The 25,309-nt window shown below is 46.6% G+C and carries 20 protein-coding genes; 8 read left to right on the top strand and 12 right to left on the bottom strand.

Going from position 1 to position 25,309, the window contains the following annotated elements; genetic code table 11:
* The first annotated feature begins 122 nt into the window (after positions 1–122).
* Entirely contained in the window at positions 123–1,118 is a 996-nt protein-coding gene (locus ABIO93_RS23195; RefSeq protein WP_348072178.1) for a radical SAM protein, read from the top strand.
* A 49-nt stretch (positions 1,119–1,167) separates the two neighbouring features.
* Here the strand turns inward: ABIO93_RS23195 and ABIO93_RS23200 are convergent, their stop codons facing one another.
* From ABIO93_RS23200 to ABIO93_RS23240, 9 genes are all read right to left on the bottom strand, one after another.
* Positions 1,168–2,931: an FAD-dependent oxidoreductase gene (locus ABIO93_RS23200; protein WP_348072142.1), complete on the bottom strand. Its 1,764-nt coding sequence runs from the start codon at positions 2,929–2,931 to the stop codon at positions 1,168–1,170.
* Positions 2,932–2,946: 15 nt separating this feature from the next.
* Positions 2,947–4,143 (bottom strand): FAD-dependent oxidoreductase, encoded by a 1,197-nt coding sequence (locus ABIO93_RS23205; RefSeq protein ID WP_348072144.1) that lies wholly within the window; start codon positions 4,141–4,143, stop codon positions 2,947–2,949.
* 50 nt (positions 4,144–4,193) lie between these two features.
* Positions 4,194–5,039, bottom strand: a complete 846-nt coding sequence (locus ABIO93_RS23210) for a heme-binding protein (RefSeq protein ID WP_348072146.1) — start codon at positions 5,037–5,039, stop codon at positions 4,194–4,196.
* A 305-nt stretch (positions 5,040–5,344) separates the two neighbouring features.
* The gene (locus ABIO93_RS23215) at positions 5,345–6,538 is read right to left on the bottom strand and encodes an MFS transporter (RefSeq protein ID WP_348072148.1); all 1,194 of its coding nucleotides are present in this window, start codon (positions 6,536–6,538) and stop codon (positions 5,345–5,347) included.
* 186 nt (positions 6,539–6,724) lie between these two features.
* Positions 6,725–8,380 carry a glycoside hydrolase family 28 protein gene (locus ABIO93_RS23220; RefSeq protein WP_348072150.1) on the bottom strand — a complete coding sequence of 552 codons (1,656 nt, stop codon included), beginning with the start codon at positions 8,378–8,380 and terminating at the stop codon, positions 6,725–6,727.
* 127 nt (positions 8,381–8,507) lie between these two features.
* A complete protein-coding gene (locus ABIO93_RS23225; RefSeq protein ID WP_348072152.1) occupies positions 8,508–10,160 on the bottom strand; it encodes a RagB/SusD family nutrient uptake outer membrane protein in 1,653 nt (550 codons plus the stop codon).
* Between the two features lie 18 nt (positions 10,161–10,178).
* Positions 10,179–13,493, bottom strand: coding sequence for a TonB-dependent receptor (locus ABIO93_RS23230; protein WP_348072154.1), 3,315 nt, complete (start codon positions 13,491–13,493; stop codon positions 10,179–10,181).
* A 136-nt stretch (positions 13,494–13,629) separates the two neighbouring features.
* Positions 13,630–14,682, bottom strand: coding sequence for a FecR domain-containing protein (locus tag ABIO93_RS23235; RefSeq protein ID WP_348072156.1), 1,053 nt, complete (start codon positions 14,680–14,682; stop codon positions 13,630–13,632).
* Positions 14,683–14,966: 284 nt separating this feature from the next.
* On the bottom strand, positions 14,967–15,515 hold the full coding sequence (locus ABIO93_RS23240; RefSeq protein ID WP_348072158.1) for a sigma-70 family RNA polymerase sigma factor: 549 nt from the start codon (positions 15,513–15,515) through the stop codon (positions 14,967–14,969).
* Positions 15,516–16,161: 646 nt separating this feature from the next.
* On the opposite strand from ABIO93_RS23240, the gene ABIO93_RS23245 reads away from it, so the two are divergent.
* A complete protein-coding gene (locus ABIO93_RS23245; protein WP_348072160.1) occupies positions 16,162–16,680 on the top strand; it encodes a DUF6252 family protein in 519 nt (172 codons plus the stop codon).
* 60 nt (positions 16,681–16,740) lie between these two features.
* Here ABIO93_RS23245 and ABIO93_RS23250 read toward each other — a convergent pair whose 3' ends face one another.
* Positions 16,741–17,718 carry a helix-turn-helix domain-containing protein gene (locus tag ABIO93_RS23250; protein ID WP_348072162.1) on the bottom strand — a complete coding sequence of 326 codons (978 nt, stop codon included), beginning with the start codon at positions 17,716–17,718 and terminating at the stop codon, positions 16,741–16,743.
* Between the two features lie 244 nt (positions 17,719–17,962).
* Here ABIO93_RS23250 and ABIO93_RS23255 point away from each other — a divergent pair, with 244 nt between their 5' ends.
* From ABIO93_RS23255 to ABIO93_RS23265, 3 genes are all read left to right on the top strand, one after another.
* Positions 17,963–18,451 carry an SRPBCC domain-containing protein gene (locus tag ABIO93_RS23255; RefSeq protein ID WP_348072164.1) on the top strand — a complete coding sequence of 163 codons (489 nt, stop codon included), beginning with the start codon at positions 17,963–17,965 and terminating at the stop codon, positions 18,449–18,451.
* A 30-nt stretch (positions 18,452–18,481) separates the two neighbouring features.
* Positions 18,482–18,943, top strand: coding sequence for an SRPBCC domain-containing protein (locus ABIO93_RS23260; RefSeq protein ID WP_348072166.1), 462 nt, complete (start codon positions 18,482–18,484; stop codon positions 18,941–18,943).
* Between the two features lie 122 nt (positions 18,944–19,065).
* Positions 19,066–20,370, top strand: a complete 1,305-nt coding sequence (locus ABIO93_RS23265) for a Gfo/Idh/MocA family oxidoreductase (RefSeq protein ID WP_348072168.1) — start codon at positions 19,066–19,068, stop codon at positions 20,368–20,370.
* Positions 20,371–20,376: 6 nt separating this feature from the next.
* Here the strand turns inward: ABIO93_RS23265 and ABIO93_RS23270 are convergent, their stop codons facing one another.
* Complete coding sequence (locus ABIO93_RS23270) at positions 20,377–22,737, bottom strand: ABC transporter permease (RefSeq protein ID WP_348072170.1); 2,361 nt, start codon at positions 22,735–22,737, stop codon at positions 20,377–20,379.
* Between the two features lie 322 nt (positions 22,738–23,059).
* On the opposite strand from ABIO93_RS23270, the gene ABIO93_RS23275 reads away from it, so the two are divergent.
* On the top strand, positions 23,060–23,812 hold the full coding sequence (locus ABIO93_RS23275; RefSeq protein WP_348072172.1) for an SDR family oxidoreductase: 753 nt from the start codon (positions 23,060–23,062) through the stop codon (positions 23,810–23,812).
* Between the two features lie 41 nt (positions 23,813–23,853).
* Here the strand turns inward: ABIO93_RS23275 and ABIO93_RS23280 are convergent, their stop codons facing one another.
* Complete coding sequence (locus tag ABIO93_RS23280; RefSeq protein ID WP_348072174.1) at positions 23,854–24,234, bottom strand: helix-turn-helix domain-containing protein; 381 nt, start codon at positions 24,232–24,234, stop codon at positions 23,854–23,856.
* 98 nt (positions 24,235–24,332) lie between these two features.
* On the opposite strand from ABIO93_RS23280, the gene ABIO93_RS23285 reads away from it, so the two are divergent.
* Positions 24,333–25,001: an NAD(P)H-dependent oxidoreductase gene (locus ABIO93_RS23285; protein ID WP_348072176.1), complete on the top strand. Its 669-nt coding sequence runs from the start codon at positions 24,333–24,335 to the stop codon at positions 24,999–25,001.
* Positions 25,002–25,156: 155 nt separating this feature from the next.
* Positions 25,157–25,309, top strand: a 153-nt coding sequence (locus ABIO93_RS23290) for an ATP-binding cassette domain-containing protein (RefSeq protein ID WP_348072180.1), incomplete at its 3' end; no start/stop codon positions are given.

Here is a 25,309-nt window from a genome sequence, read left to right on the forward strand (position 1 = left end):
GATAGCCATAAATATTTATAGTGTGTTTATAATTAGATTAAGCAATATCCAAAAATTCCTAAAAAAATCAACAAACTCTCGCAAAACCAAATCCCGAAAATCCCTAAATCCTATAAATTCAGATCCATCCGACCAAAAAGTGTAATCTGACCTGCCTGCATTGTTATTCCAGTTCAGCACCTGGCTACCACGACATGATAGATTTGGCCAGCCTGAAAAGTTTTCTTACCTACGCTTTTGATCACGGTTTTAACAACATTTCGATCTCGGGAGGGGAGCCATTTTTATATAAAGACCTTGAAGAGCTACTAAAATTTTCAAGATCGCTGGGTTACCAGAACACGCTGGCTTCCAATGGCATGCTTTTACGGTCGGAGCGGGCAAAAAGGATACTGGATTTTGTCGACCTAATCGCCATTAGCGTCGACGGTCCGCAACAGCTTCATGATAAAATAAGAAACCAGGCCGGTGCCTATGATAAAATGTGCCAGGGCCTGCAAGTGCTGAAAGACATGGACAAGCCGTTTGGAATCATCCATACGCTCACTCCGGAAAGCTGGACCTCGTTGATCTGGTTGGGTGAATTTGCCTTTTCAAATGGGGCCAAATTACTTCAACTACATCCATTGGAAATGTATGGCCGCGCACTGGATACTTTGGCAAGTGAGGCTATCGATGATGATCTCGCGCACAAAATGTTCATCCTGGGGCACTACCTGGTTAGCAAATATGACGGCCAGATGGTCGTTCAACTGGACATGATCCACCGCGATTATTTGCTGGCACATCCGCAAATCGTGAGCGGATTCGAACGGGGTTGCGGACATAATCGCAAACTGGCTGACTTGCTTGATACGATCATTATAGAGGAGTCAGGAACAATTACGCCGGTTTCCTACGGCTTTAACCCTAATTATGCCATCGGAAACATTTCCAGTTTTACCACGTCTGTCTTTGAAGATTTTGAGAACCAACGGATTCCTGAAATCAAGGATATTTTCACAAACACATTAACCAAAATAGCTCAGAACGATACGCGGGATATTGTCAATTGGAATGAACTTTTGATTGCCGAAAGCTATCGCCCAAATTCGGTGAGCGTTGGAATGGTTATCTGATCAGAGAGGTTGCCTCGTTTTCAAATGAGGCAACCTCTTTATATTATACTTACCAGCCCATATAGTATTCTTTGCTCAACCAAGTGGGGCGCGTCAGGTGAAAATGGTCTTCCAACATCTTTTCCGCTTCGCAAAACGCACCTTCCACCCACCCCTGCTGATCTGAATATGCTTCGCCGCAGATGTGGATCCGCTCCTTCGCGTCGGGTTGGCGCATATAGGGCATCACGTCTTTGACAGACACCCCCGCTTTCCAGGCATGGTAACCCGCACCAAACGGGTCGTCGGTCCAATCCCTGAAATAGGTAACATACGGCTCTGGGATTGCTACCAATTTGCCGTGCAGCTCCCGGAGTTGGTTCATGATTTCGTCCACCATCAGCTGCGTTGCCTGAACATCGTTCAAGGCTTTCAATTCCGTCAGTGACGCCGATTTGGCTGCGCTAACCTTAAACAGAACCTTGTCCTCAGACAGCGCTTTCCAGAAAGTTTCAGTTTCCATATCTCCGTAGCTGCCCAGCAACATGGAGTTGTCGGTCACCGGGTCGGTGCCGAAGTAGTAGCACTGCCGCATCGGAAGATCGGTAATAGAGTGGCCGGAATCAATACCCAGTTGCTTCCACCAGGGGTGCTGAAAACCCATCAGTATTTTAAAAGCAGGCTCCATGATCGTGGACTGGATATTTCTGTCAAGCTCCGTATTTTCATTTACATTGAAAAAGAAATTATCCTGATCCAAAAGTTGCAGCGACTTACGCGGCATAGCCAGAATGATAGCATTGGCATACACCTGCCAGGTCTTATTGCTTTTCAGGTTTAGGAATGTCAGTTCATATTGGTGCGTTTTCTGATTGACATGATCCTTTGTGAATGTAATTAGCTTATTTTCAGACCATATACGAGCATCTTTGTTGGCCATATACTGGTTAGCAAGCGCATAGGCAATGCTGTCATAACCTTCCTTGATCGTTTTGTAAACCACGTCCGCTGAAAAGTCCCCTACCATGTACGGAAAGGCCTCTGCTGCATTCCAGTTGATGGTATTGGAATAATAACCACCGGCATTCGCTACAAATGCATACCCTTCCTGTGACACCTGGTCTTTGATCAAATTCCAGAAACCCAAATCATTTACTTTCCGGCCATCATAGGGCGAACCCTTGAAGTTATACGTTAGCTTCGGTTTGATATCATCCCAGTCCTTGCTGGTCAGCATAAACGCGAAGTCGTATTCGGACGGGCCTTTTGTTATTTGCTTCGCGTATTTTTTTGCAACATAAGGATCGGCCATCAATACCTCGTAAATTATCTTGTTGAACAGCTGATCGGAACTGAACCCAAGATCATCATCATTCAGGTAATAACGGGTCTCCACCTTTTCGCCGTACCGCTGCGCAATATTCCACGCATCTTGTTTGAAATGCTGCTTGCGAAGGTAAAAGAGTAATTCCGCAGGATTGCCCATCGGAAAATCTACCGGCGTCATGTGATCGGTAAGAACAGGTGTACGTTTGGCGAGGTCTTTTTCCGTGAGTGGATAACCTTCTATTAATGTTGTCACAATTTCCTGAGAGGTCAGGTAACGCATTCCGCCCAGTTCACCCCAGAAGTCCATTCCGGGCAGTACCACCGATTCCAGTCTTCCTCCCAGCCTGTCATTCAGATCGAATATCTGGACCTGATCGGCCGTATATTTTTTAGTTTCCGTAAGCCGGTAAGCACTATATAATCCGGAAGTTCCGGCACCGATAATGGCCACTTCGATTTTCATTCCCGGAGCGCTGCCGTTGTTGAGTGGTGTATTCTTGTTCATAATGTGGAGGTTGGTTTAAATGGCTTTGAAGTAGTTATAGCCCAGTTTGAATGGCGTGATATCGAATGTGGAATGTCCGTCCAGCGCGAGCTCTGTCAAGATCTGCCCCAAGAACGGTGTGAACTTTGCAGCCCACCCAGTGGCATACACGACGATATTTTTATTGTTGGGTACATAAGGAGGCGCAAAATCGATCAGCAGCTCTTTGTTGGCGATCTTGCTGAGGGCCACCAGGCAAGTAGAGGTAAAATACGGCACCGGATCCAGTCCCGTCATGTGATTTTTAATCCATTCCGAGGTATAGGCAAGTTCTTGCTTGTTGGGTATCGACGTTCTTTCGGACGGATCTTCCAGTGGATTGATCACAAAATCCGGTGCCACCCTGATGTACTCCGGATGATCCCATACGACTCCCGGAAAACCATAAAACTCATTTCCATTCTGACCAATTGCATTTTGAAAAACAAACCAGGTGGGGTATTGAATCGACGGATCGGTCTTTTTGAAATAAGCAGAAGACATATTCCAGTAGGTTGCCTCAATTCTGAATTTCAGCAAATTGATCACACTATCGACATAAGGACCGGGCGTAATCACCAGTTTTTCAGAAATATACGTCCCTTTGGGCGTGATTACCTCAAACAATTTACCATCCTGCTTAATTGCTGTAACGGGAGACTCGTCCTGCAAAGTGACATGAGGGCTCCGCTGGCCAGCCTCATACAAAGTTTGGATCGTCGCCCTGAAATCAATGCTCGCACCGTCCGGCTGAAAGAGGCCGGTGTAGTTATCAGGCAGGTTTTTGAAATGATACTGCGTCTCAATTTCCTTTGAAGTCAGCGAGGTATACGGAACATTTGCAGCTTTGAGCGCCTTTTCGGCTTCGCCAATATTCCCCTCAGTTGAATGTACCGTCGGATCACCAAACCAAAGCGTACCAACCTTGTCGAGGAGCGTTTTGGAAGTATGGCTTTGCAATTCATCCCAAAAAGGCTGTGCGTCCACGGCCATTTTGACCATATACTCCTCGGGATATGGGATCCGGTACTGCCTTGAAACACCTGCTGAACTTCCCAGCTGATTCTTGAACTGAAACTGCTCCAATACCAATGTCTTGGTTTTTCTTTTGCTTAAATGGTAAGCGGTGGCAAGTCCCATAGCGCCACCGCCGATGACGATCACATCAAAGTGACGGTCTGTTTCCTTTGTCATAATTACCTGTGTTGATTGTGAAGGTGAAAACCATACCGGTATGCAATCGGTTATTGTTTGATCATCGTGTTGATGTTAACATGGGGCCATTGGATCAGCTTGGACGGATCGTGGAACTGGGGTATGAATTCGAGAATGGTTGTTTGAGAATATTGCAATTGCAGGAAGGTGCCGCCAGTGTTTGGGTTTTGAACGGTTTCAATCCAGTAAATAGCCTCAAAACTGGTGGTATTGGCATTTTGAGTTACAAAAGGAATATTTGTGATCCCACCCTTATTCGCAGTGCTGACAGACAGGTTGGTAGATGAAATAATGGTCTGATTAGCAATGGCATCCAGCAAGGTAGCATTCGGATTGGTTTTATTGAAACCCGGCTGGGGCGTCAGGTACGGGTCGGTGTAACCCAAAGGTTTTTGCCCCGGACCCGTAATCGGCAAGGTGCTGATCGACTGAATGGGCGGTGGCCCCTGGGTAACAGATGAGCCGCCTAGCGCCAGCAGTGAATCCCCGTGCGGCACAGAGGCCTGCCTGGCAATGCTGAATTCGTCCGGACAATCCTGCAAGAGTAACCAGGTACCGTTTTCAGCATGAAGTAAGCTGCCATCTACATTGCTGTGAATGTGCAGTGTATACAGTAATGTCGGTACTTGCTGAACAATCGTCGTACCTCTGTTGGGCGTGGGTGTACTCAATGGTGTAATGGTGAGTATTTCAGTGTAAGGCTGCACCAGCAATATAAATCCGCCTTTCTGATTCGGAACCGCGACCAGGTTCCAGCCTTTGTTGCCTACCCAGGTTCCGATAAGGTCCGTCAGTGGCCCAAACATGGAGGTTGTTTCGTTAACCTGACCTCCTAACCTGGTGGTCTGGGTTGCATTACTTGTAACTTTGAGCATTGATTTTAAATTTTACAGTGGTAGATATTATGACTTTAATTACATTTTTTAAAAATATAATGTGACTGATTGCAAACTTATACGACAAAGTGATTATAAAACTATTACTACTTTCAAACTTATTTAACGGTAAACCAGTACGGCAAAGCTGGTTACGTTCTTGACTGCCTGAGCTGCGCGGATCACAAAAAAACCGGTACAGGAAGCACCGGGTTTCGTTCACCAATCGTATTTTAGTAATCTATTTTAGCTTAACTCTCTAGTTTCTACTATAAAGCTGCGAAATACTTTTTCAGGTCCATTCACTAAGATTCCTTTCCAACGTGGAGCAAATCGCTAAATACCAGCAATATCGTCATCAATCCAATGACGAAAATACTGAGCACTAACGGGAAAACACTAGCGACCATGAGGTGACTAATGACAGATCCCAAAGAGGCCCCAATGAAAAAGAAAGAGGTACCGTAAATTGCGGAAGCCATACCGGCCGAATCACCCATCGGTTCCAATGCCAGAGCGCTGCTATTGGGTTCTACCGCCAGATTGATCGCCATTAATAGCGCTACCGCGCCGAAGAATAATGCAATATCAGGTGGATCACCAGCCGTGAATGTACAAATCAGTAAGAAACCTGCTACCACCGTGTACAGAATGAGCAGCCACCTGATCGTCCGTCGAGCCCCGTAGCGGGAAGAAAGGTGAGAATTGAGCAACGAAAACAGCGACATCAACATACCGATACCAGCGAAAATCCAGGCAAACAATTCGGGTCGGCCATATATTTCCCCTACAATGTGCTCTGAACTGGCAACGTAGGAGCTTAATGCAGTGAAAAGAAGGGTCGTAACGCCTGTGTACCTGAGAAATTCCCGATTACTCAACACTTTCCGAACAGACTGGCTAATGCTTTTCCAGTTCAGCGGAATACGCTGCTCGACGGGCAGGGATTCTTCGAGTCTCAATGACCACAAAAAAACAATGACCGCAAACAGAGGTGGTGTCAGGAACAGCATCTGCCAGGTTGAAACCGCCAGGATAGCCAGCCCCAAAAACGGAGCTAAGACCGGAGTAAAGAGGAAGATCGTAAAGATCAGTGACATGGTTCGGGCCATCCGATCTCCGACAAATCGATCGCGGACACCTGCGATGGTGGTCATAAAAACTGCTGACGCGCCCATTCCTGCCAGAAAACGGGCTGCCAGCATCAGTTCCAGATCCGGGGCAACGGCCGCGGCAACTCCTCCGATAATGTAGAGCGGGAATCCTATCCGAAGAATTGATAGCCGGCCGAAACGGTCGGAGAGCGCGCCAAAAACGATCTGCGCGATTTGCCCCATGAAAAAGAACGATATGATCTGAGCGGTGGCTGTGGATTCGGGACTAAGCCCAAAATGTTGCCTGATTTCACCAAATGCCGGAAGCATAATGTCAATTCCCAAAGCCGTCAGTGTCATACTGCATGCTGATAATGCTATAAACTCACCTGGTTTCATTTTCATAAAATACCCTTACTTTTTCATAACGATGCTTATAAATATGCTACATCAAAAGTATGGTCTTAATTTGAAGCCAAGAGGGTGTAAAATAGACATAGTACCGGGCTGATCGGGACAAAAAACGCTGTTGGCGCACAAACACCATTACCATGCTGCTAACTGCGCCTGTGAAATATCAGTTGGATGCCTTCATCGCCCATTCTTCACAGTCAGGCTCTTTTCCAATGCGCCTTTGCTGAATTCCTTTATTTTCTGGACTCTCGACAGATCCGTATTCTCTATTTGAATGTCCTGACTTCGCTCGCCATTGACGGAGATCAACACATCGCTTTTATCGTTAAATTGGATGCCGTCCAAACTGATTTTGCTGCTGTTTTCAATAAAAATAACAGGTTTGGTATGCTTGGTGATCAGTTGCACATTCTTGAACCGGATCTGGTCAGTATCTGTGAGCTCGATGCCTGTTTCTGAGGATAATACCATGTTTTCCATCACAATATTGCGGACCGGCATCTCCGGAAGTCCCCTCAAAAAAACACCTTTCGTAGCTCCATTACAAACAATGTTTTCAAAATGCATATCTCGAAAAACAGGGGTACCTTCGCTCACCACCGGACGCATATCCCGTTCGCCGTCAGTCGCAAACTTGACAAAGTAATACAGGTCAAAGAATATCGCTTCCTGCGCGATATCCTTCATATAAATGTCTTTTGCGAAAATCTTTTCCACTACGCCTCCCCTGCCACGAACTGACTTAAACCGCAGTCCTTTGTCAGTACCCATGAAGGTGCAGTTCTGTACGAAAATATTCCGCGCCCCGCCACTCATTTCACTGCCGACCACAAATCCACCGTGACCATTATAGACCGTATTGTTCCTAATCACACCGTTTTCGGTCGGTATGCCCCGTCTTCTGCCCTCCTCATCTTTGCCGGACTTGATGCAGATCGCGTCGTCGCCCACGTCCAGCGTACAGCCTTCGATCAGAAAATTTTTACAGGATTCTATGTCCATTCCATCACCATTATGCGCGTATTCCGGGTTTTTCACACGTACATTCCGAAGGGTGAGATCCTGGCACATCAGCGGGTGAATGCACCAGGCAGCCGAGTTTTGAAAGGTCACGCCTTCCAAAAGTACTTTTTTGCAATTGTTAAAAACAATGAGATTAGGCCTGAGAAAATCCTTCATATCCTCAAAATCCTTCGGTGTTTTCCCGGCGGTCAGCAGCATACTTCTGTTCTCAACGCTGGCTTTTTTAAACTGATCGCTGGGATACCAGGTTTTGCCGTCGTCCTTCAACACACCACCCGAAGCTACTTTTTCCTTCCATTGACTCTCCGTTAACTGGCTTTTGTGAACTGCCCGCCACACATCTCCATTACCATCCACAATACCTTTTCCCGTGATCGCTACATTTTCAAGATCAATACCCGATATGGGTGACTGATTACGCGCAGCGCTTTTGCCTTCGTAAAACCCTTCGGTAATGGCATACTGACACTTGTCCGTCGTAAAAAGCAAAGTCGCAGCTTCATTCAGGTACAAATTCACATTGCTTTTCATGACAATAGGGCCGGTGATCCACAAGCCTGATGGCACCAGTACCACACCGCCTCCCTTCTTACTGCACGCATCGATCGCCTGATTAATCGCCTGCGTGTTCAATGTATGCCCGTCCGGTTTTGCACCAAAAGTGGTAATGCGGATGGTATCGGCTTTAAATACCGGTTGCTGAATCTTGGGAAGGTTGGTCCAGCTGTAATCAGCAGTCGTTTGGGCTTCCGCGCTGAAAAAACCAGCAGTGGCCAGCGCAATGGCAGTAATTCGTGTCTTGAAAGTCATAATGTTGTCAAAAAAATAATTGTACTGTCAGCATGCTGGATAACTATGTTAGGCGTAGTCTCTGACTACGCCTAACTTGTCATTTTGATGACGATACTAACAAAACCCGTCTCTAACTTAAATCATCTCATTGATAACCAGCATTTTGTCTGAATTCTGCTTTGTTAACGACAGCATCTAACTGCGTCTGCGGGATTGGTCGTAAAACGTGGTGTTCCTGAACATTGATTGCATTGTCGGGATTGTATTTTTTGATACGTTCTACCAGTTTTCCGGTACGTTTCAAATCAAACCAGCGCAGCTGCTCGCCTGCCAGTTCGCGGGCGCGCTCGTCCAGGATGAAATCCAGTGTTACATCGGCAGGTTTGACCAGCATAGAAGCCGTCTTGCCTGGCTTAGCCGCTCTGGTCCGGAGTACATTCATATATTCAGCAGCTTTCGGCAAGTTAGCCAATTGCATCGAAGCCTCCGCAGCGATCAGGTACACCTCTGCCAGCCGGATCACAAACACATCCCTGGCGCTTTGCGCCTCATTCAGGCTTGCCCGCGTCGGGTCCATGAACTTGGAAAGTGTCGGGTAACGCAGGTTGTCCTTCACGGTGCCATCGGCCTGGTAAATTTTACTGCGGTCGGCAGTTTGGTATTTTTTGGTTTTTTCAGCTGCGTCAGGAATCTCCTTTCTGGTGCAGAACACAGCCGTGTCCCCCACGCTCATACCCGCCGGCAGTGAAGAAGGAATGGTGTTCGCATACCAGGCTTCCGTGAAACTGCCTTCATACCGCGCATCGTCGTCGGAATAAAGGTCCAGCAGAAAGCGGGAAGGCATATACCGGTTGAACGGGCGCCCATTCGTTAAGTCCCGGACCATTCCCGGCCGGTCGTCGTATTTCATCAAAAACAACAAATGTGCATTGTTACTGCCCCGGCCGTGACCATAAGGGTTGAATGTAGTATTGGCCAGGTCATTCAATGCCAAGTTCGTCGCATAGTCGACCGTGTAGATCACTTCTTTGGATTTCAGATTGCTCATTTTCCACAGATCGGCAAAATTGGCTTCCAGCTTATATCCGGCACTTCCATTCAAAACCGCCTCTGCCATTTCCAGCGCTTCTTTATTCATGCCGCGGGTCAGGTACATTCTGGCCAGAAACGCCTGGGCCGCTCCTTTCGTCGCACGACCATATTGCGGCTGCTTCACGGGAAGATTGGCTACCGCAACTTTGAGATCCTCAAAAATCAGGTTGTAAAATGTCTCAACAGGTGTTTTATTGGCGGTAGTAACAATACCGCTCGTTTCCGTCGTTGTAAAATGGACGCCACCCCAGGTTTCCACAATGTGCCAGTAGTAGAACGCCCGCAGAAATCTCAATTCCCCTTCCCGCACCGGAAGCAACGCTTCCGAAAGGCCAGCCTCTCCGATCCGGTTGATACCGCCATTGCACAAATTGATAGCGGCGTAAAATTCCCTCCATTCATTGGTGAGCGCAGCATTGCTGCCCTGCAAATTGAGGTATTGGGTCAGATCGCGGTATACTTCGCCAGCACCGCTCGTCCAGATATCTGTACCTGTTTCGGCGATATTGTAGCCTTCCTCTTTGCCATACCACCAGCGCTGGTAGGAGTACGCTGCACTGACGAGTGTTTCAAAACCTTCCGGCGTTGTGAATACGGTTTCCGAGGTCAGACCGGAAGGGTTATACTCTTCCAGGACATTTTCGCAGGAAAATAATGTGAGCAGGAACATGCTAAGTAACCCGCCTCTTATCAATATTGATTTCATAGATTTTCTTTTTTTGGGTTACAAATTCACATTAAGTCCAAATACGAAGAGCTTAGTCATCGGGAAATTCTCGGAACCTCCACGCTCGGGATCATAGTCCAGCTTCGTGAATGTGGCCAGGTTCTTCGCCGTCGCATATACTCTTACCCCACGGATTACTTTCCAGTTCAGCTTGCCCACGGGCACATTGTAGGCGAGCGTAATGTTACGGATACGTGCGTACGAACCACTGCGGTAACCCAGTGTAGACAAATATTTCAACCCTGCATTCTTGTTAGGTCTCGGATAATCATTGGTTGGGTTTTCAGGCGTCCAGTAGTCTAATCCTGCGGTGCTGTTTCCAACGCCTTGCTGGTCAAAACGAGCATAGCGATCTGAATTGAGCATCGATCCAACTCTGGCGTATAGCAGGAAGTTCAGGTCAAAACCTTTGAATTTGATCGTATTATCAAAGCCTCCGCTCCATTTCGGACGCGGACTACCCAGGATCACCCGGTCATTGACTGCATCGATCTTCCCATCTCCATTCTGATCTTTCACTCTGATTTCGCCCGGAAGCTGCGTGGGTGAAAGCGCACGGGCCGCCTCAGCCTCGGAAGTTTGCCAGATGCCCAGTTTTTCATAATCGTAATAAACACTGATCGGATTGCCGATAAACCAGCCATTACCAATGTCATTGCCTTCGGTAACCAGTTCGGTAATTTCTTCCTTGTTTTTCGTAAATGTCAGGTTGGAACTCCACGTCAGGTTTTCTGTGCGCACGTTGGTACTGCTCAATGTGACTTCAATACCTCTGTTGCGGGTTTTTCCAATGTTCTGCTTCACCGTAGTCACACCTGTTGTCGGTGGAAGGCCGCGGTCGAGCAGCAGATCGGAAGTTCTGGTGTCATAGTAATCGATCGCAGTATTGATCCGGCCATTGAAAAGACCAAAATCCAGTCCCAGATTCTGTGTCGCTGAAAGCTCCCAGCCCAGCTCGGTATTTCCTACATTCCTCGAAAAGGTATACGCCGGGTAAGCCACTTCGTCAAATCCAAAAGCAATGCGGGTCAATGTCGTTTGCGTTGCGTAAGGCCCGGAAGGATCATTTCCTGCGATACCATAGCTGGCACGCAGTTTCAGATCGCTCAATACCTTCACATTCTTCATAAAACCCTCATCGATAAGCCGCCACGCGAATGCTGCTGACGGGAAGAATGTCCATTTGTTTCCTACTGCGAGCTTGGATGAACCGTCTTTTCGTGCAGTCAATGTGAACAGGTAGCGTTCTTTAAAACCATAATTCAACCTTCCTGCAAAGGACACCAGGTTGTTTTGAGAATAAGAGGAATTGATCTTGATCTCTTCGGTAGCGCTACCCAGTGAATAAAACAACTGCGAAGGAATCAGCTGATTGACCCCCGATGCGGATGCATTGTCCGAAGTAGTGGCGAGTGAGCTGGCAATACCTGTGAATGTAAAATTGTGCAGGCCAAGCGTTTTCTGGTAGGTAACCACATTCTCCCAGTTGATCGTCCGGCCATTGGAACTATTATAAGTAGCCAGCGACTTTCCTGTTAGCGATCTGTCGATGGATTTCGGCGACGAATAGGCTCCATTTCTGCTGGAAGACAGGTTTACCCCTAATGTGCTCCTAAGCGTCAGACCTTTCAAAGGCGTGATTTCCACGTAACCATTGGTCAGGATGCGGGTAGTGAGCACATTGTTTTTAAACACATTGGGCTGCTCGTCCGAAAGCGGATTTGCAGTTTGCCCGTCCAGCATAAAATAATTGAAATTTCCCTTATCGTCGTAAAGCGACCCCAACGGACTGATTTTGTTCGCCTGGTTCAGCGGGTCACGGCGAACGCTCTGGTTATAGTATGTCAGCTGGCTCTGCAACCCGATTTTCATCCAGTCCGTCAGTGTGTAGTCGACGTTAAGCCTGGCAGTGTAGCGCTTCAATTCATCTAATTTCAATACGCCTTTTTCATTGAAATAATCAACAGAAACATAAGACTTCAACTTATCCGAACCCGCACGAAACCCCACCTGATAGTCCTGTTGAAATCCCGGGTGGAGCAATGCATCCTGATAATCGACCCATGTGCCTTTTTGCAAAGCTTCGTATTCGGCCACATTGGTAAAAATAGCAGGATCATCAGCCGGGCTGTTCCAAACTCCCGCTGCTCGCCATGCTTCTCTTTTAAAATCACGGAAGCCATTGATATCCATCGCTTTGGGATACATGGTTACCTGAGAAACACCAGCATAAGAGTTGAAAGAAATATCCGGCTTGCCCGATTTCCCTTTTTTAGTAGTAATCAAAATCACGCCGTTTGCCCCTCTGGAACCGTATATTGCAATGGAAGAAGCATCTTTCAAAACTTCCATGGATTCAATGTCATTGGAATTAATATCAGCCAGATCGCCGTACTGAACGCCGTCGACAATGATCAGCGGAGCGTTGTTTCCGCCGATAGAGCGGTTACCGCGAATGGTAATGTTCACGCCCGCACCCGCCTGGCCGCTGCTACGCGTAATGTCCGCACCAGCAATCTTTCCCTGCACCGCATCCAGGACGTTCGCAGAGGGTACTTCTTTCAATTGCTCGCTTTTGAGTTGTACCACCGAACCAGTCAAATCACGTTTGCGGACCGCGCCATAACCGATCACGATCACTTCGTCCAGTGCGCCCACGTCCGGTTTCAGCGATACATTCATGGTTGATTGAGCGCCTACCGGAATATCCTGACTTTGGTATCCTACAAATGAAAAAGTCAGTACGTGGTCGTTTCCGTCCGGTACGCTCAGACTGAACTTTCCCTGCCCGTCCGTGGATGTTCCGCGGTTAGTACCTTTCAAAATGACGCTCACACCGGGCAGTATCGCATTTTTTTCATCCGTTAGTACCCCTGTTACCGTCCGGTCAACTACCGTTTTGGTGGGGTTAACCATGCCCGACTCCTGCTTTTCCAGCTTTTCGAGGACTATTTGCCCTCCTATCAGTCGGTAAGTCAGGTTCAAGGGTGAAAGCAGATCTTCCAGCACGTCCCCCAGGCGCTTTTTAGTTACGTCCAGAGAAACCGTACGCGTCACATCGATCCGCTCGGAGCTGTAAACGATTCTTGCTTTGGTCTGTTTTTCAATGCTGTTGAGCACTGTTTCGAACCTTTGATTCTGGAATTTTAAGGTAACCGGCCTGGACATTACATCCTGCTGGCGGTTGTTGCCTGCAAATGAAAGTGTCGCGCAACAAACCAGCACGACGAGCATGATCATCCGCATTATCTGCGCATGATCATGACGTATGTACCCGCACGCGTTAAAAAGTAAAGGTTCTGTTTTTTTCATACCTTTAAATGTTTTATTGAATGGACATTTGATAAAATTGAGATTTCGGGAAGGCAGATTCGCTGTCAGCCTCCCGGTATTCGATGACGCTGGCCCATGTTCGCTGCATGGCCAGCGTTTTTAGTGGCGGCTGTGTCTACATATCTGGATGGATCGGTTTAGCATTGATGGATGATCTGGTTTTTGCCTCTCGGCAACCCGCTCCCGAGATCCGGATGGTGGTTCCGGTAGTTTTATAACGGGCATTCAGGGCTGCGCAAATGATATCAAGTTGGATAAAAAGCGGCTGCCCGCTCAGGTCCGCCGTTAATGGGCAGTTCAGCATCTGTTGGTTATCTGTCTGAATTTCAACTCCCCACGCAGCAGTCATATTTTCAACCACCTTGGAAAGCGGCGCATTTTGGAATTGAAATGGCACACTTTCATTTACCAGTCTTGGGCGGTCCGCCAGTCCGACCGTAAATGTTTCCAATGTGGCATCGAATGTGGCGCTATGGTTGGGTGTCAGTCGTACCGGCTTCACAGGCTTTCTGGAATTTTCTATGGCACGGTATACCGATACTAGCCCAGTCACCACTTCCACTTTGGTTTGGTGTTTATTTGGCTCATTCTGAACGTAGAAACTGGTACCTAATACCCTGGTCACCATTTTTCCTGAATGTACGTAGAAAGGTTTTTGCGGATTTTTCCGGATCTCAAAAAAACCCTTTCCTTTCAGTTCAACAATGCGTTGGCTGTTGTCAAAATGTTCAGGATAACGTAGGGAGCTGCGCGGCTCAAGTTCTACCGTACTGCTGTCTTCGAGCGTGATGAGTATGTTAGTCACACCTTCATTGTTCTTTTCTACCCAGGCATATTCGCTGTGCGTCCCGGTATGAAAGATTTTCCCGAAACGGTCTCCGAGAACAACCCATCCCACGAGCAACAGCGAAGCGGCAATACCAATCCATTGGATGAAGATGTTTCTTAACGGGATCGATGGCCGGCTTTCTGCGAAGTCATTGGGAGCAGCTTCCTGCATCCGCGACCAAATCCTGTCTTCCGCGCTCGTCAGTTCCGGCTCGCTAGTATCTTGGGTAGCATTGGTTTCGAGCAGGGCAAACCAGTATTCCACCAGTTGCTTTTCCTGATCGGAGCATCTGCCTTCTTGGTACTTCTCCAGTAACGCTGCGAATTTCTCCCGGCTCATTGCCTGCGATTGCTAAGTTGTATGTTTGTTAGGTAGTCAACAAAGCAGGACTCAGCCGCAAAATTTTTTACTTATTATTTGATAAATCCTATAAAAATGTGATATAATGTAAAACATTCTTTCTTTTATCACATTAAAATAACAATAGCCGGCTCATTCATTCTCACCATTGCACCTGGGCCAGTGTACTCATAGCCGAAAACAGTACCATCAGGCACACAATCTTCGCTAAAAGTAGTTTAACTGGATTTGCTTTGAGATCAAGTTTGCCTGTAAACGGCAGTTTATAAGTAGTCTTTAAAATAGGACCGCAGCGCCTTTACGACCAGCGCCAGGTGATGTTCCACCGTTCTTTGCGGCATTTTGATTTGAAATGATATTTCTTTGGTTGACTTATATTCCAGCTTATGAAGCCGGAATATCAACTGCGCCCTTTCAGGAAACTGGCGTAACCTTTCTTCAATGTTGAGCATCAGTTCCTCCACATTCAGCTGCTCATCGGCACTGCAAAAAGCGTCTGGAATGCCTGCATGCGCATAATTGACATACTTTTCATGCACCATGGCCGACTTGATGTGGTTGATGCAGGCATATTTCACGGAAGAGATCAGGTATGCTTCCAGGTTATCGATCCGCAGCAAATTTCTGCGTTCCCAAAGTTTGAGAAATACATCCTGGACCATTCCCTCCACAACGTCGTGATCATCCACTTTACTGAGTCCCATGACCAGCATCTTTTTGCAGTACCGCTGATAAATCTCCCTGAACGCATGATTATCGTCTCCCAGGAGCGCGATAACCAGCTTTTCGTCAGACGTAGATTGATAATTCATGCAGGTAAAATGCGTAAGAAAATGACCGTTGACCGAGCCTCAGCGTAAGACATTTATCACTTTTCCAAGAAAGCTTAAAACATCGATTACAGGCCCGAACTTAATTTGAAGCCATTTCCACTGGTGAGCAATGCAATTGGAGATTTTTTTTACGCAGACGTTGCCGGGAACGTTGCCACCATGTGTTCCCTAACAGAAAAAACATACTTTCTCCGTACAAAATGAAATCCGCCCACCTGAGCAGCCGGACTAGAAGTTGAAATATTACAAGATTAGTTTGTGCTAAAACACATTACGTTTTGCTGGTACCATTCACCGCTTCGATCCTGACCTTGGCAACGTCTTCGGGATGGGGCATAAAAATGACGTGGCTAAGTTTTTTCATCTTGTTTGAAATTGAAATTTTAATATTTGAATTAGTAACACAAAGGTGGAGCAAAACTCAGGTGTGGGACATGCGGGGACTTCCAGCAACCCGCCGGTTTTAAGGCGGCGGCCACCGCTTTTAAAGCAATGTCTGCCTTCTGTATAGTCTCTCCTCAGAAGCTTTTCTGGTGTATTAGTTTTGATTCGTCAAAGGGAAACAGACAAACGAAAATTACTTCCTTTTCAAAAATCATTTATCAAAACAATCTCTATTAAAGACATGAAAACTTTACTCAAATTTGTAGCAGTTGTAGCATTCTCTGGTGTATTTGGTTTAACCTCATGCAGTAAAAAAAGTGATGACATCGAACCAAATCCAACTGAAACCAAAACACCGGATACTAAGATGCCGGATGCAAATACAACAGGTTTCTATGCAAAAATAGACGGCAAGGAATACCGCCCTGATCTGGTTTATTCCCTCGTAGCAATGCCAGCTAATGATGGCTACTACGGTATTTATGGCCTCGACAGCAAAACCGGTGATGTGGTAGTGATCGGGTTGCCGTATGCAGCTTTGGTAGGAACCCACGCATTGACCTATACCAACTATGGATCCATTTCGCTTGGAGACGGCTCCAATTCATTTTCTACACGAAATGAACCTGGCGTAGGAACTGTTACTATTACCGCCATGACTAAAACCAATGTGGAAGGCACATTCACTTTCACGGCGTATAGCGATAAAGGTGTGAAACGCACGATTACCGAAGGCAAGTTCAACGTTCCTTTCAAATAAGATATATTAGCCAAATTCATGCCACGGCCAGCTTTTTATGAGCTGGCCATTTTTTTGTGACTAGGCCGAAAGCGCTTCTTTATTGTACCTCGACCGGTATTCCAATGGAGATACGCCTGTGATTCTTTTAAAAACTTCCCTGAACGCCTTGTCATCCGAATATCCTACTTCATTCATTACCTCAAAAATACTTTTCCGGCCTTTTTCCAATGTACTCTTTGCCGCTTCCACTTTGACGCGTTGTAGATATTCCACCGGCGTATTACCGGTCGCTTTGATAAAACGCCTGTCGAAATTCCGTCTGCTGATCGCCAGTTCTGAGGCCAGCTCCTCAAAGGAAATTTTCCCGCTCAGGTTCTCTTCAATGTAGGTTTGTGCTTTATTCACCAGCTCATCGCCATGCCCTTTTTGGGTCTTAAAAATGTGAAAAGGTGACTGTGAGCTCCTTTCAATATCGATCTGAAAAATTTTGGAGCACAGGATTGCGGTCTGTCTGTCAAAATAGTGCTCCACCAGGAAAAGCATCAGATTCAAAAATGAGTACCCGCCACCATTGGTATAGATGCCCTTTTCGGCGGTGATCAATTTATCTATGGTAAGATTAACCTTTGGAAAAAGTCGTTTAAAATCGGTTGACATATTCCAGTGCGTGGAACAGCTCTTTCCATCCAGCAAGCCGGTAGCAGCCAATAAAAATGCACCGGAACACATACTCGCGATTTCAGCGCCCCCTTTGTATTGCTCCGTCATCCAGCTTATGAGCGGTGCATTCTCTTTCAAGACATCCTGGTCATAGGAAATCGAAGGTATGATCACCAGATCGGTCTTTTTGATGTCTTTAATGTTGATTGGAAAGATCGAAAAAAAGCCGGCATCCAATTTCAATTCTGTCACAAAACCCGCTATCCGCACTTCCATCAAGGATTCGTTCCCCTTCATTCGCCAAAAATCATTGGCATGGGTCAGAATCTCAAATGTACCCGTTATGCTGCTTAGGTTTACTTCGCCTTTTGGTACTACGATCGTCACTTGTTTCATTGTCAGATTTTTTTGGATAAATATAGTTGGATATTTTGTCCAAATCAACCTCACATAATGTCTATTTCACACCCTCCTACTGCCACATTAAGACCGTAGTTTTGACAAAAATAAAACATCAATCATAGCCATTCACATGAAACTTACAAGCCATGCACAAGTACTAAAATACGGACTATTAGCAGGTATATTTGCGTTATACTCCGTCTCCACTTTTTCTCAAAAACAACTAAAAAAACCAAAAATGACAGCACCAGATTTCTCGACTACCATATTGGTAGACCAAACTCCGCAAGAAGCATTCAAGGCCGTCACCCATCCCCGTGGATGGTGGTCTGAAGAAATTGAAGGTGGTACAGACAAGCTCAATGATGAGTTCAATTATCATCATGAAGAACATCACAGGGCCAAAATGCGGCTAATAGAAGTGATTCCTGATAAAAAGGTTGTCTGGCTGGTATTGGAAAACTACTTCAAATTCACGAAAGACAAAACGGAATGGACAGGGACAAAGATCGTGTTTGAAATTTCCAAAAAGGATGATAAAACGCAAGTCCGTTTCACCCACGCTGGTCTGGTTCCCGAGTATGAATGTTTCGAGGTATGTTCCAATGCGTGGACGCATTACATACAAGACAGTCTCTACGGCTTTATCACGACAGGAAAAGGCAAGCCAAACGGAAAAGGTAAACCAAGTACCGAACATGAAAAAACGCTGACATCCGGAAATTAACATCCATCACGACTAAACCAAAACGTCCGTATGAACGATTATCAAAAAACCATCACAATAAACAAACCCGTTAGCGAAGTATACGATGCGATTACACGCCACATTTCAGAATGGTGGAGTGAGGACGTGACCGGGGCCGCGGCACATGCAGGCGACAGGTTTGACATCGCATTTGGCGGAACACGCAAAACAATGGATATCCTGGAAACCATTCCCGACAAGCGGGTCGTTTGGGAATGTGTTAAAGCTTACATCGATATGCCTTCATTGCAAAACAAGGCGGAGTGGGTCGGTACCAGGCTGATCTGGACATTGAGTCCGGCTGAAAGCGGTACAACATTGTCTTTCCTGCACGAAGGTCTGAATCAAAGTTTCGAATGCTTCGATGTGTGCGAGGCGGGTTGGGATGTTTCACTGATCAGTTTGCAGGCATTTCTGGCCACGGGAAAAGGCACAATGCCGTTCTCAAAAGCTACCAGCGAGCAAGATTGACATTAGCTACATTGGCATGATTTGATGTAAAAGATGGTCGGCACAGGCAATCAGGTGGTATTATATTTCTTTATATTTATAATATTCTGTTACTTGGGCCGACCATTTTCGCTTTATCCATCATGACAACTTCCAGGAGAGAATTTATCAGCTCGACTTCGGCCCTCATCGCCGGCGCCGGGCTTTCGTCTGTTATACCGTCCTCGTTATCAGCTTACCCCCATCGCTTTTCAGCTGCGGATACCATTCGCGTAGCTGCTATTGGCATCAACGGAATGGGCTGGGCGGACCTGAATGCTGTCCTGAAAAATCCGGGCGTTGAATGTGTGGCATTGTGTGATGTGGACAAGAATGTACTCGATAAGCGCGCTGCTGAACTTTTGGCAAAAGGCATTAAAGTAAAAATTGATGGAGATTACCGTAAACTCCTGGAAGATAAAGACATAGATGCAGTCGTCATCGGCACGCCCGATCACTGGCATTGCCTGATGATGGCAGAGGCCTGCGAGGCTGGGAAGGATGTGTATGTTGAAAAGCCGATCGGGAATTCTATCGCCGAATGCAGGAGTATGGTCGCGGCACAGGAGCGTTACAAGCGTGTGGTGCAGGTGGGGCAATGGCAGCGAAGTCAGAAACATTTCCGTGATGCGATCGAATTTGTACATTCCGGCAAGCTGGGCAAGATCGGTTTGGTAAAGGTTTGGGGATATTTCAATTATGGTACGCCACTCGCCAGCCTCCCCGACAGTGCTGCCCCGGCTGGTGTCGACTATAATATGTGGCTGGGCCCTGCGCCGAAAAGGCCTTTTAATGCAAACCGTTTTCATGGCAACTTCCGCTGGTACTGGGATTATGCAGGTGGTATCATGACAGACTGGGGAGTTCATTTGCTGGATTACGCCTTGCTGGGAATGAAAGCCGGTGCCCCCAAAAGTGTCATGGCCTCCGGCAGTAAAGCTTTTAATTTTGGAGTGGATGCGCCGGATACGATGACGACTGTTTACGAATTTGGTGATTTTAACATTCAGTGGGAACACGTAATCGGTTACGGCGCAGGCATTTACAACCGGGAGCATGGTATTGCGTTTCTGGGCAGTAACGGTACACTTATCGTTGACAGGAAAGGCTGGGAAGTGGTACCGCAAGCCAAAAAAATGGAAGCTGTTACTTTACAGCAATCATCGGACAATGGTCTGGACCTGCACGCCAAAAATTTCATTGAGGTAATCCGGTCACGGAAACTCGAAGACCTGCACGCGCCGATACAGATCGGGTCCAATGTTGCAATTCTATCCCAAATGGGAAACATCGCTTACCGGACTGGCAATAAAGTCAATTGGAATGAAGAAAAAGGAAAATTTGACGATGCTGCCGCTAATAAATTGATTGAAAAAGAGTATCATAATGGCTACAAAATGCCGGGTTGAAACCGGTTACTCCGATCTGATCGATTTCACAGGATTCGCCAATGCTGCCTTTACACTTTGAAAACTGATGGTGAGCAGCGCACTAAAAATAGCGACTGAGCCACCCAGCGGAAATATCCACCATTCGATACTGACTTTGTATGCAAAATCCTTTAACCAATGGTCCATTAAAAACCATGCAACGGGCGACGCGATCAGAATAGCGATGATGACCAGCTTGATAAAGTCTTTTGAAAGCAATGTGGTGATGTTCAAAACTGTGGCGCCCAGTACCTTTCTGATCCCGATTTCTTTTGTACGCTGTTCGGTCGTAAACGATGCCAATCCTAACAGTCCCAGGCATGAAATGACAATGGCGACACCGGCAAAAAAGTTGAATAACTGCCCGGTTTGCTGCTCGGACCGATACAGCTGATCATAATTTGAGTCCAGAAATGCATATTCAAATGGATACTGAGGTATATACTGCTTCCAGAGTTTTTCTGTTGCCGCCAAAGCGGCCGGTGCCAGTTCACCCGTGGTGTGCACATTGATGATGTTATTCGAATTCGGGTTACTGTACATAATGAGCGGCCAAACCGATTCACGGATCGTGGTAGTATTGAAATCCTTGACAACGCCAATGATGATACCTTCGGTACTTTCTCTTTTGAAACGCTTACCAACTGGATCCTTAATTCCAGTTTCTTTTATAGCCGTTTCGTTTAAAATGAAGTGGGTAGAGTCCGCTTTCGTCCCGCTAAAATTACGACCGGCGACAAGTTTCATCTTGAAATTCGGGATAAAATCCTGATCCACACTCATCTGCGCCATCACCACGACGCGGTCTTTCTCCTTGCCATCCCAGTCACTGGACGCGGTTCCCGTCAGTACATTGACGGGCGATTCTGTGGATGTGCTTACACCAAGAATACTCGATTCGCTCATCAGCGCTTGTTTGAATTGAGGCGTAAACTGTCGTCCATTGAATGCAAATACGTGTTTTCGGTTATATCCCGGATCGCGCTCCCGAATAAAACGCAGCTGGCTACCAATGATAAAAGTGCCCACGATCAGCATTGTAGCGAGGGAAAATTGGGTTACTACCAATAATTTCCGCAAGCCCGCTCCACTTACCTGACTGGAATATCCCTTTAATGCCATGATCGGATTGAACCTTGACACCAGTAATGCAGGATATATCCCTGCCAAAAGAAAACAGAACAGCAAAGCCCCGGCCAGCACCTGCCACACCTGCGGGTCGCCCAGCGAAAAGTGTCCTGACTTGCCGGTAATACTGGAATAAAATGGTATCAGAAGTTGCAAAAGACTGATGGCCAGCACCAGTGATAAACCCAATGTCAATGCCGATTCGATGAGCAGCTGTCTGGCCAATTGCCAGGCCCCCGCCCCTACGACCTTCCGTATCCCTACCTCCTTGCATCTTCTGGTGGCGCGTGCAGTGGTGAGGTTCACGTAGTTGATACAGCCAATACTTAGCAAAAGCAGTGCTACCGATCCCAATATCTGTACCTGCTTCACCATTGATTCGTTTCCTTCCACCGGGTAAAGGTGAATGTCCGTCAGGGATTGAAGACGGTAGTCAGAAGTGTTTTCACGTTTTTTAAGCACCGTTGCCTGAATAAATGTCAGTTTCTTCCCAACTCTTTCCGGATCGACATTCGGGTTCAGTTTGACGTAAGTTTCAAAACCATAATCATCCCAATTTTCGTCGATCAGCTTCCGGCCACCTTTTGCCGGATCGGTATTCCTCAGCACATCCATGTTCACATACATATTGTACCTGAGTGACGAATTGTCGGGAGCATTTTCGAGTATGGCGCTCACAATGAAAGACATGTCGTTTTCTATGTTGGTGATCACTTTACCGACCGCATCAGCAGTTCCAAAGAATTTCATAGCTAGTTTTTCAGTGATCACCAATGAATTGGGCGCAGAAAAAAGCGCTTTTTCATTGCCATACATTACTTTAAAGCCGCTGAATATTTCGAGAAAATTATCATCTGCGTAAGCAAGGTTGTCACCTTCGTTAAACGTTTTTCCATTAGCCCGGAACGTTCCCGATGGATAGTAACCAATTCGGGTGGCGCTTTCTACTTCCGGCACCTGTTTCCTTATAACCGCCGCGACCGGCCCCGGCGTTGAAGTGAAGGTGTTCTCGTCCGTTCCTTTCCCAAAATGCGCGTTGATTTGGTAAATCCGGTCCGAGTCTGCGTGGAAGCGATCGAAGGTCAGCTCATCTTTCACCCACCAGAAAAGCAGCAGGCTCACGGCCAATACCACCGCCAAACCACCAATATTGAGTGCAGAATACCAACCGCCTGAACGCAAATTGCGGAATGCAATTTTGAAATAGTTACGAATCATGTTCCGAAAAGATTAAGAGCTTTGAAACCATTACTTCATCGACATCCGTATCGTTGCATTTCAATGGTCATTTTAACATATAAGCAAATGTTATCTTCCTCTATTCCAGCTATCAGAAAATATTTTACCGCTCTATTTTAGTAAAAATGTACTGGTAGAAAATAGTCCCCTACTTACATATTTGTTAGTATCTCACAATTGCATGTATTGCCTGTAATTTCAAATGCTACCCGTTTCTTTTGCAGTACGATTTCAGATCCATTTTTTCGGTTTGAGATCGTCAGCAAAAAAGGCATAGTATCATCAATTAGCAGGAAAAATCATGGATTTGTATTTGAAAGGAAAAACCGCAGTCGTAACCGGAGCAAGCCAGGGAATTGGCAGGGCTATCGTGAAAGAATTGGCGCTGGAAGGTGTAAAAGTGCTTGCCACCGCCAGAAATGAGGATTTGTTAAACAGCCTAAAAGATGAGGTCGCTGCGGCGGGCGGCGTGGTACCGGCTACTTTCGTTCAGGATTTTGTTGCCACCGACGCACCGCAGAACATTGCTGCGGCAGCGCTTGCCGAGCTTGGGCAAGTGGATATTCTCATCAACAATGCTGGCCGGAGTTCCCCGGTAGATGTGGTCGGGCCGGAGGAGCCTTGGATGGAGTCCATGACACTGGACTTTGATCGGCCCCGACAACTCACGCAGCAGCTTTTGCCTCATTTTATCGGGCGCAAACAAGGCGCCATCCTGAACCTTGCCAGTACTTACGAGCTGCGCACGGTCAATGTTTCGTCGGTTGCCAAATCGGCTATCGTCATGTGGTCCAAACAGCTTTCGGGACAACTGGGGCAGTATGGTATTACGGTAAACTGTCTGCAACCAGGCTTGATTGACACGGCAAACATCCGTCGGTTCTTTTCCGCAGACGAGCGTAAAGAATATGCTGGCAACGAAATTCCTTTGGGCGATTTCGGTCAGCCACAGGATATGGCCAACATGGCAGTTTTCCTGGTATCGCCTCGTGCGAGATACATTACCGGTACTGTGGCGGTAGTCGATGGCGGATTACGCCAATATGCTTTCTAACAGAACATTACGTGTAAATATATCGCTCTCGTCGCATTAAACTACACCAAATCCTCGACTACTTCTCCATAAATCTTCTTGTGGTCGTCGCCCCATTGTTCCATCGCGTGCCAGACCGGGCTGAGTATTCGGGCTGATTCTGTCAGTTCGTATTCAACCCGGACCGGCACCTCGGCATAGGCGAGCCGCTTGACCAGATGGTTTTTTTCAAGCTCCTTCAATACCAGTGTCAGCATTCGCTCACTGATATTAGGCAGTTCGTCGCGAAGTTCGCTGAACCTGCGTTTCCGGATCTCCAACTTGTACAGGATCAGCATTTTCCACCGTCCGCCAAGCATATCGAGGGCGTATACCATTCCACAAAAGTCATTGAGTGCCTGCCGGTTGAGGCTATTGGTAGATGTTTCTTTTCGTTTGGACATACTTTTTTGTTCGTTGCCAACAATGGGATGAGTCTCTCAGATTTTATGTAAGCAGAACTAATTTTATGCATTCATAATTCACAAAAAGACGATTTATAATGAAAGTATTGCTGGTATATGCACATCCCGAGCCGCTCAGTTTTAATGCCGCCATGTTCTCGAAAGCCCAGCAAACACTGCTGGCGGCAGGGCACGAATTACAGTTTTCCGATCTTTACAAAATGGATTTCCGCGCGGTTTCCGATCGTGAAAATTTTACCAAACTTCAAAATCCAGCATTCTTCAAACAACAACTGGAAGAGTTGCATGCCACTGAACACGGCTATTTTTCAGCCGACATTGCCGCCGAGCAAGAAAAATTGGAATGGTGCGACCTGATGATCTGGCAATTCCCGCTCTGGTGGTTTGGCGTACCGGGCATTCTCAAAGGCTGGGTTGACCGTGTTTTTGCTATGGGGAGGACTTACGGACAGGGCAGGTTGTACGAAAATGGTGTGTTCAAAGGAAAAAAGGCGCTTTTGTCTCTCACTACGGGCGGATATGAAAGCGACTACCTGGAAGATGGTTTCCAGGGTGATCTGGCAGGTATCCTGAGACCGGTTCATCGTGGCATACTCGAATTTACCGGCTTTACGGTTCTTGAACCACAAACAGTTTATGGCCCGGCCAGAATGAAACCCGAAGAACGAGACACTGAACTGGAACGCTGGCAGAAAAGGCTGCTTCACATTGAAACCGAGGAAGGAATTATAGTCGGGCGGTACTGATAAACCACATTTAATGTGTCCAAGAAGATTTTTTGTTACTTTTGTATCCTTCAATCAAAAAAGCACTTTCTATGTGAGAGGTAATTTCTTTCAGAAAAAATAACAGGGCCTGACCAGAAGGCTTCTGTAACTATTCACTTTTAAAGAAAGAAATTATGCTTTTTCTTCAAGATGCGTCTTACACGCATCCTAATAGAGATTTGTTATTTACTGACATCAATCTCGCTATCAATCGACACGATAAAATTGCACTGATAGGTAATAATGGTTCGGGTAAATCAACCCTTTTACAGATACTGGCAGGTATC

This window comes from Dyadobacter sp. (assembly GCF_039919315.1).
Lineage (GTDB): Bacteria > Bacteroidota > Bacteroidia > Cytophagales > Spirosomataceae > Dyadobacter.